The 6,628-nt window shown below is 44.9% G+C and carries 8 protein-coding genes; 1 reads left to right on the forward strand and 7 read right to left on the reverse strand.

Annotated features, from left to right (window positions below):
- Window positions 1-36: 36 nt before the first annotated feature.
- From JL57_RS01240 to JL57_RS01270, 7 genes are all read right to left on the reverse strand, one after another.
- The gene (locus JL57_RS01240; RefSeq protein WP_034140244.1) at window positions 37-672 is read right to left on the reverse strand and encodes a 3-oxoacid CoA-transferase subunit B; all 636 of its coding nucleotides are present in this window, start codon (window positions 670-672) and stop codon (window positions 37-39) included.
- Between the two features lie 10 nt (window positions 673-682).
- Window positions 683-1,357: a CoA transferase subunit A gene (locus JL57_RS01245; protein ID WP_034140236.1), complete on the reverse strand. Its 675-nt coding sequence runs from the start codon at window positions 1,355-1,357 to the stop codon at window positions 683-685.
- Between the two features lie 162 nt (window positions 1,358-1,519).
- A complete protein-coding gene (locus JL57_RS01250) occupies window positions 1,520-2,335 on the reverse strand; it encodes an enoyl-CoA hydratase/isomerase family protein (protein ID WP_034140237.1) in 816 nt (271 codons plus the stop codon).
- 15 nt (window positions 2,336-2,350) lie between these two features.
- Window positions 2,351-2,764, reverse strand: a complete 414-nt coding sequence (locus tag JL57_RS01255; protein WP_034140238.1) for a Zn-ribbon domain-containing OB-fold protein — start codon at window positions 2,762-2,764, stop codon at window positions 2,351-2,353.
- Window positions 2,765-2,781: 17 nt separating this feature from the next.
- A complete protein-coding gene (locus tag JL57_RS01260) occupies window positions 2,782-3,957 on the reverse strand; it encodes a thiolase family protein (protein WP_034140239.1) in 1,176 nt (391 codons plus the stop codon).
- A gap of 26 nt (window positions 3,958-3,983) precedes the next feature.
- A complete protein-coding gene (locus tag JL57_RS01265; RefSeq protein ID WP_034140240.1) occupies window positions 3,984-5,153 on the reverse strand; it encodes an acyl-CoA dehydrogenase family protein in 1,170 nt (389 codons plus the stop codon).
- 30 nt (window positions 5,154-5,183) lie between these two features.
- Window positions 5,184-6,194 carry an amidohydrolase family protein gene (locus JL57_RS01270; protein WP_034140241.1) on the reverse strand — a complete coding sequence of 337 codons (1,011 nt, stop codon included), beginning with the start codon at window positions 6,192-6,194 and terminating at the stop codon, window positions 5,184-5,186.
- 153 nt (window positions 6,195-6,347) lie between these two features.
- Here JL57_RS01270 and JL57_RS33235 point away from each other — a divergent pair, with 153 nt between their 5' ends.
- On the forward strand, window positions 6,348-6,497 hold the full coding sequence (locus JL57_RS33235; RefSeq protein ID WP_291299564.1) for a hypothetical protein: 150 nt from the start codon (window positions 6,348-6,350) through the stop codon (window positions 6,495-6,497).
- Window positions 6,498-6,628 lie beyond the last annotated feature (131 nt).

The following is a 6,628-nucleotide window of genomic DNA, read 5'->3' on the forward strand; positions in this document are numbered from 1 at the left end:
GTTTATTTTCTAAAATTAGATAATTGTCATACATAGTCATACTGCAATCTTTTCTGGTGTGATCAGAGAAGCCTCCGTACAGGCTTGTACTTCCTCGAAGGTTACGCCCGGGGCCATCTCCTTAAGAACCAAACCCTTAGAGGTCACTTCCAAGACTCCCATTTCCGTGATAATCAGATTGACTTGTTTTGCTGCCGTCAAAGGCAAGGTACACTTCTTCAATACTTTAAAACCACCATTTTTGGCCATATGCTCCATGGCCACAATAACGCGTTTCGCACCCACAACCAGATCCATTGCCCCACCCATGCCCGGTACGAGCTTGCCCGGAACCATCCAGTTGGCCAAATTCCCTTCTTCATCCACTTGAAGGGCGCCGAGCACCGTAGCATCCACATGACCGCCCCGGATGATGGCAAACGACGTGGCGCTGTCAAAGCAGCATCCTCCCGGTAAAATGCTTGCATATTGCCCTCCTGCATTAACCGTGTCGGGATCTTCTTTTCCCGCTTCCGGGGCAGGGCCTACCCCCATGAAGCCGTTTTCAGACTGAAGAATAATTTTTATTCCTTCTGGCAAAGCGTTTGCTACTTTAGTTGGCATCCCAATTCCTAAATTTACGACATCTCCATCATTGAATTCTTTAGCCACTCGTTTTATAAGCCACTCCATCCTCGCTTCCTTATCCAACCTTGGACACCTCCTGAGGCTGTTTCTGAACCAAATAATCTATAAAAATACCCGGGGTTATGACTTCATCCGGGTCGATCTCCCCAACTTCAACGATCTGATTCACTTGAGCTATAACTAGATCTGCGGCCATGGCCATTAATGGATTAAAATTCCGGGCAGAACGATGATATACGAGATTTCCTGCCTTGTCCGCTTTAAAGGCATTTAACAAGGCCACATTGGCTCGCACGGGGAGTTCCAGAAGATATTCTATTCCGTTAATCACTAGTTTCTGCTTACCTTCTTCTATAATCGTTCCAATCCCTGTTGGGGTTAGGATTCCCCCTAAACCTGCTCCTGCTGCTCGAATCTGTTCGACCAATGTCCCCTGAGGGACAAGTTTTACATCAAGTTCACCGGCAGTCATTTGCTTTCCGGTTTCTTTATTCGTGCCAATGTGGGTTGCGATGAGCTTACTTACGCATCGTTTAACGATAAGTTGAGACATCGCATCCCCAAGAATGCCTGTATCATTAGCGATGAGCGTCAACTCTTTGGTTCCCTTCCGGCAAACTTCTTCTAGGAGTTGGTCGGGGGCTCCGCACCCAATAAAACCTCCGACCATTAGGGTCATCCCATCCTCTACCTTGCTAATTGCTTCTTCCAGTCTAACTAGTTTTGCCATCTGTTATTTCAACTCCCTACCTAAACCACTCTGGAGATTTATGGGTTTATTAACGATACATTGGGTCCTTGCATACTCTGCCTTAGAAAATGTGTTATTTAAGGGGGTCAGGGTTCCCGTTGTTTTGCCTGACTCCCCTAATATTTAACTTTTCCTACCCAATTATTTTCCTTTAAATTCCGGTTTACGCTTTTCCAGGAAGCTGGCAGTACCTTCTTTGAAATCCTCGGTGTTCACCAACCACATATTCATAGCCCGTTCGATCGTCTGCGCAGCCTGAATGCTATCACAAGTGATTCCGTCATTAATTACCGTCTTGGCCGCCCGAACAGCTAGCGGAGGCTTGGACAATATGGCTGCGATGGCTTTCTCGACTGCAGGGATTAGTTCATCGGGCGCAAATACTTTATTTACCAAACCAATCCGCAATGCTTCATCAGGCTTAATCAGTTCTGCTGTGTAAATCATTTCCTTAGCTCGGTTAACTGGTATTTTTCTGGGAAGTCGGGTCATTCCGCCCCATCCCGCTAGAACACCCAAGTTGATTTCCATCAATCCAAAAGAGGCTTTCTCCGAGGCATAAATGAAGTCGGCACACAAGGCTAATTCCAACCCACCTGCCAAGCAATATCCATTAACCGCTGCAATGACCGGTTTTTCCATATAAGTAAACAAATGCTGAATATGGTTCCCGCGATGATATGAATAGTCATATCCGTCTAGGTTGTTCAATTTGTTAAGCAGACTAATGTCTCCCCCAGCGCAGAAAGCACCGCCTTCCGGCGATCCGGTTAGTACCACACAACGAATAGAATTATCGTTTAAAGTGTGTTCTAACGCTTCAATCAACTCCAGCTGCATGGGTTCATTGAGCGCATTTTTCATTAAAGGATTATTCATGGTCAGCCAAAGAGCCTCACCATTTGTCCCTTTTCTCTCATAAATTAGGTATTTAAAATTGGGGTTATACTCTGTCATTTACCTTACCCCCTCTTATTTTACTGGTCGGAACATGACAAGAGTTGTATCTTCGGTTACGGCATCAAATACCGCCTCTACTTTCATTCCGATTTTAACATCTGTCACTTCGCAATCCACGATTTTGCTGAGTATACGGACTCCTTCTTCCAGATCAACAAAGATCAATGTATAAGGCTGGCCTTTAATAAAAGCCGGGGGTGCTCCTAAATAGGTGGTGGAAAAGGAATAAATTATGCCTTTACCAGTAGATTCAACCCATTCAGATTCCGGGGACATACATTCAGTACAGAACATATAAGGCGGAAAATCTAAATGTCCACATTCTTTGCATTTTTTCAGAAGGAGCTTATTTATTTTAGTTCCGTTCCAGAATTCTTGACTCCACTTCTGTGGTTTTGGTAGTGGCTTATTGTAATCTAAACTCATCTTTTGTCCTCCCTCCATTATGAAATTTCATTGCCAAGTATCGCCATGTGCGTATCCATCCAAGCGCCGCCACCACAATTTTCAATAAGGAAACGTGCTCCAGGTACCTGAGCTCTGCCAGCCTTACCCTGCAACTGGCGAACAGATTCTACTAATAAAGCTGTACCTACACCGGTACCTGTATGACCAAAGGACATGGCTTCACTGTTGGTACAGGTTGGAATCCTGCCCCCCGGCCAAGTATCTCCTCTTAGGAAAGCCTTTCCGCCTTCCCCCCGTTTCGCAAATCCCATCGCTTCAAAAAACATTAATATATTAGCTGGATATGCACCGTAAACCTGAGCAATATCCATATCTTCGGGGCCAAGACCAGCCATTTTGTAAGCGTCCAAAGCTGGTGGTTCATTCACCATTCTGGTCAAATCTGCACACTTGGTCAGGTTGCGGTGTGAGAACCTGGAACCCTCGCCCAACAGGTACACGGGTTTGGGTACCAGCTTTTTCGCCCGCTCAGCTGTAGTCATAATAAACGCACTTCCCCCGTCAGCCAGTACATTACACATTAAAGTGGTATAGGGTGTAGCCACCATTTTAGCTTTGAGAACCTGTTCAATTGCTAGGTCTTTCTTAAACATAGCGTTGTCCTGTAGTTGAGCCCATTTGCGGTGTGATACACTCACTGCCGCAATTTCCTCTGGGGTAGTACCGGTTTCGTACATATATCTCTCAGCAATCATACCGCCCAAGGCGTTGAAATTCATACCGTAGGGGATTTCCCATTCCGGGTCGCAACCAGCCTTGGCAAAGCCTTCCGCCTGCTGCCCCGGTGTAAAATCCGAAAACTTCTGAGCGTGAATGATAAGCACCATTTCTGCTGCTCCGGTTAACAACAGTCCTGCTGCAGCTTTGCGCACTGCATGGCTTGAACCTCCACCTCCGGAAACTAGCTGGGTGTTTTTACAATTCTTAAGGCCTAAGGCCTCAGGTAGCCTCCCGAAGGTAACCTCGGTATTCCAGTCACCATCCAGTATCGCCATCTGACCGATGACTGCGTCAATCTGGTTTTTATTTATACCTGCGTCTTTGATTGCCTTGTAGCCAACCAAAGATGCTATTTCCAGCATTTTTCGGTCGGGATAGTAACCGCACGGTACTTCACCACTTCCGATAATTGCTAACTCTCCTTTGCTCATACGTGTACCTCCTTTTTTATAAATTCTTAATACGACTTGGGTAAGCCCGACCAGCCTGCAAGCATGTTTTTAGCCATTTCGTCATTAATGGGGGAAAATTGCATTTGTCTGTAATCCCTAAAGTGGCGCTGCATTTCATATTCCATACAGAAACCATACCCGCCAAAAATTTCTGATCCCTTGATGGCAGCAATTTCTGAGGCCTTGCACGCTACAATCTTAGCCATTACCGCTTCTTTGTTGTAGGGTAACTCCTGTTCCATTAACCAACAAGATTTGTAGATAAGATTCGTAGCATTCTCAATTTCGATCATCATATCGGCTAAGTAGTGTTGAACAGCCATAAACTGGCCAATAGGTTTGCCAAAAGCGTATCTTTCCAGAGAATATTGATGGGCAGCCTGATAGGCAGCTTTAGCAATACCTAGAGAGAAAAGGGCTGTAACGATTCTCTCGGGATTCATTACTTCTAGAAGAGTCATAAAGCCATTATTCAGTTCACCCAGTAAGGCGCTTTCAGGAATTTCAACATTATCATAAAATATCTCGGTCGTTCCACAGCCGTGCCCGCCAACCTTCTTAATTAAGCGAACAGTTATGCCCGGTGTATTTTTGGCATCCACCAAAAAACAGGATATACATTTATGACGTTTATTGGTTTTTGAGTCGTCTGTTAAAGCAACTACCAAATGATAATCGGATACATGTCCCGCAGTGATGAAAACCTTCTGTCCGTTGATGACCCATTTGTCACCCTTTTTAACAGCTGTGGATTTCAGAGCATTAATAATATCCGTTCCACCACCAGGTTCAGTCATGGCCAGCGAAAACTTGAGTTCCCCCTTTACAATCTTAGGTAAGAAAAAATCTTTTTGTTCTTTAGTTCCCATTTGCATAATAATGTGTGAACCGAAACTTACCGGGCCCATCACACACATGGCAGTCGTCCAAGATGCTGTCGCAATCTCTTCACCGACAAGAACGAAGTCGGTAAAGCTCATACCAGCTCCGCCGTATTCCTCAGGAATACATATTCCGAAGAATCCAAGGTCTAAGAATTTCTGCCATAAATCGTCAGGTACAAAATCTGTGTTTTCATCTAACCAGGCTACGTATTCGGGAGTAAGTACTTTCTTACAAAACTTTCGCATGTTGTCCCTTAGCATTAGTTGATCTTCATTTAGACTAAAATCCAATGTGACCCCCTCCTTATCCGTTACTAGATATTATTTGACTCTTCTGACAGTAGGATCAATACCCAATAGCCGCGCCAAGTTACCCCCAAAAATCATGCGACGAATTTCATCGGTAATTTCCGGATAGCCATATTCCTCTTGAAGTTCCTTGGAGAACTGATATTCACGCATTCCCATGACTGCAAATTTCGCTACAAAGCTAAGCCCTGGACAGTCCGTCCCCCAAAAGATTCGTTCTGGTCCGGCAAAACGCAAGGCCTCTCCCAATATTTTGCCGAATTTTCGCGGAGCATCCAAAGCCCAGGGAACGAGTAAACTCAGGCTAAGGTAAACATTGGGGTGTCCCATGGCAACCATATTTAAATCATCACAATAAGGATATCCCATGTGGAAAGCGACCAATTTTAGTCCCGGGAAATCCCTTGCTACATCATCAAGCATGATAGGTAAAGTGTACTTACTCTTCCCTGGGGGAGTCCAACAAAAACCAGTGTGGATACATAGCACAATGCCGAGTTCTTGTGCTTTCTCATAAAATGGCCAAAGTTCCGGATCATTAATGTAGGTATCTTCACAGGGAAAAAACTTGAATATCTTTGCTCCCCTTTCCTTAACCCAGTATTCCATCTCCCAGATAGTGTTTTGTACTCCTTTATGTTTTATGGGAGACAAGTTTGGATGATAGATAAATCGGTCCGGATATTTATCAACCACCTTAGCCATTTCCCCGTTTGAGCACCAACGGGAAGTGTATCCAGTGGTGTCCATCATAGATTCAGGCAGCAGGCACGCAATATCTATACCGTATTTGTCTAAAATTAGCACTAGCATTTCCGGATCAATCTGTTTTTCTATTTCCCAAGGTTCCATCCCCTGCCATGCCGCCTTTGGCATAAAAGCACTCATTGGTCTTTTTACTCCCTCAATTGATTTCCACCAGGTCTGTACCCCTGGAAAATGGTTTATATGTTCCATATCCCCGACAATATGAAATTCAGGATCAATTTTAAAATAGTCGTCTTTATCAAAACTTGTTGACATAGCAATACTCTCCCTTTGTGCGCACGTTGTGCGCTTCATATATATTTCCTAGAAATCATCGCTCCTGCATTGCGATGTAAGACAACCGACTAACTTTATGCGAAAGCCTCTGGGGGACAACAGCATGTCGGTAAAGTCAGGATTAGACTGCAATTGCTGTCGAGTAGCCTGGCGAGTCAGGCCATATATGGTAAAGCCTATGGGCTGAATCCGGGTCTGTGGCTTGAGGCGCTGCCGGAATTAACCCCGGTATCAATGGGTATCCCCAATATAAAAAGGATTGGGTATAAGCAGGCCCATTGACGCACCTGCGGTAAGCAGGGTATAGACCAACCGGATACCTACGTATGGAGACACTATATGGAGCGTCAAACGTGACCTGCCTAAGTGCCGTTCTCGGCATATGGCAGAGAGCCCTAATAGTAGCCTAACGG

The organism is Desulfosporosinus sp. BICA1-9 (genome assembly GCF_000802135.1).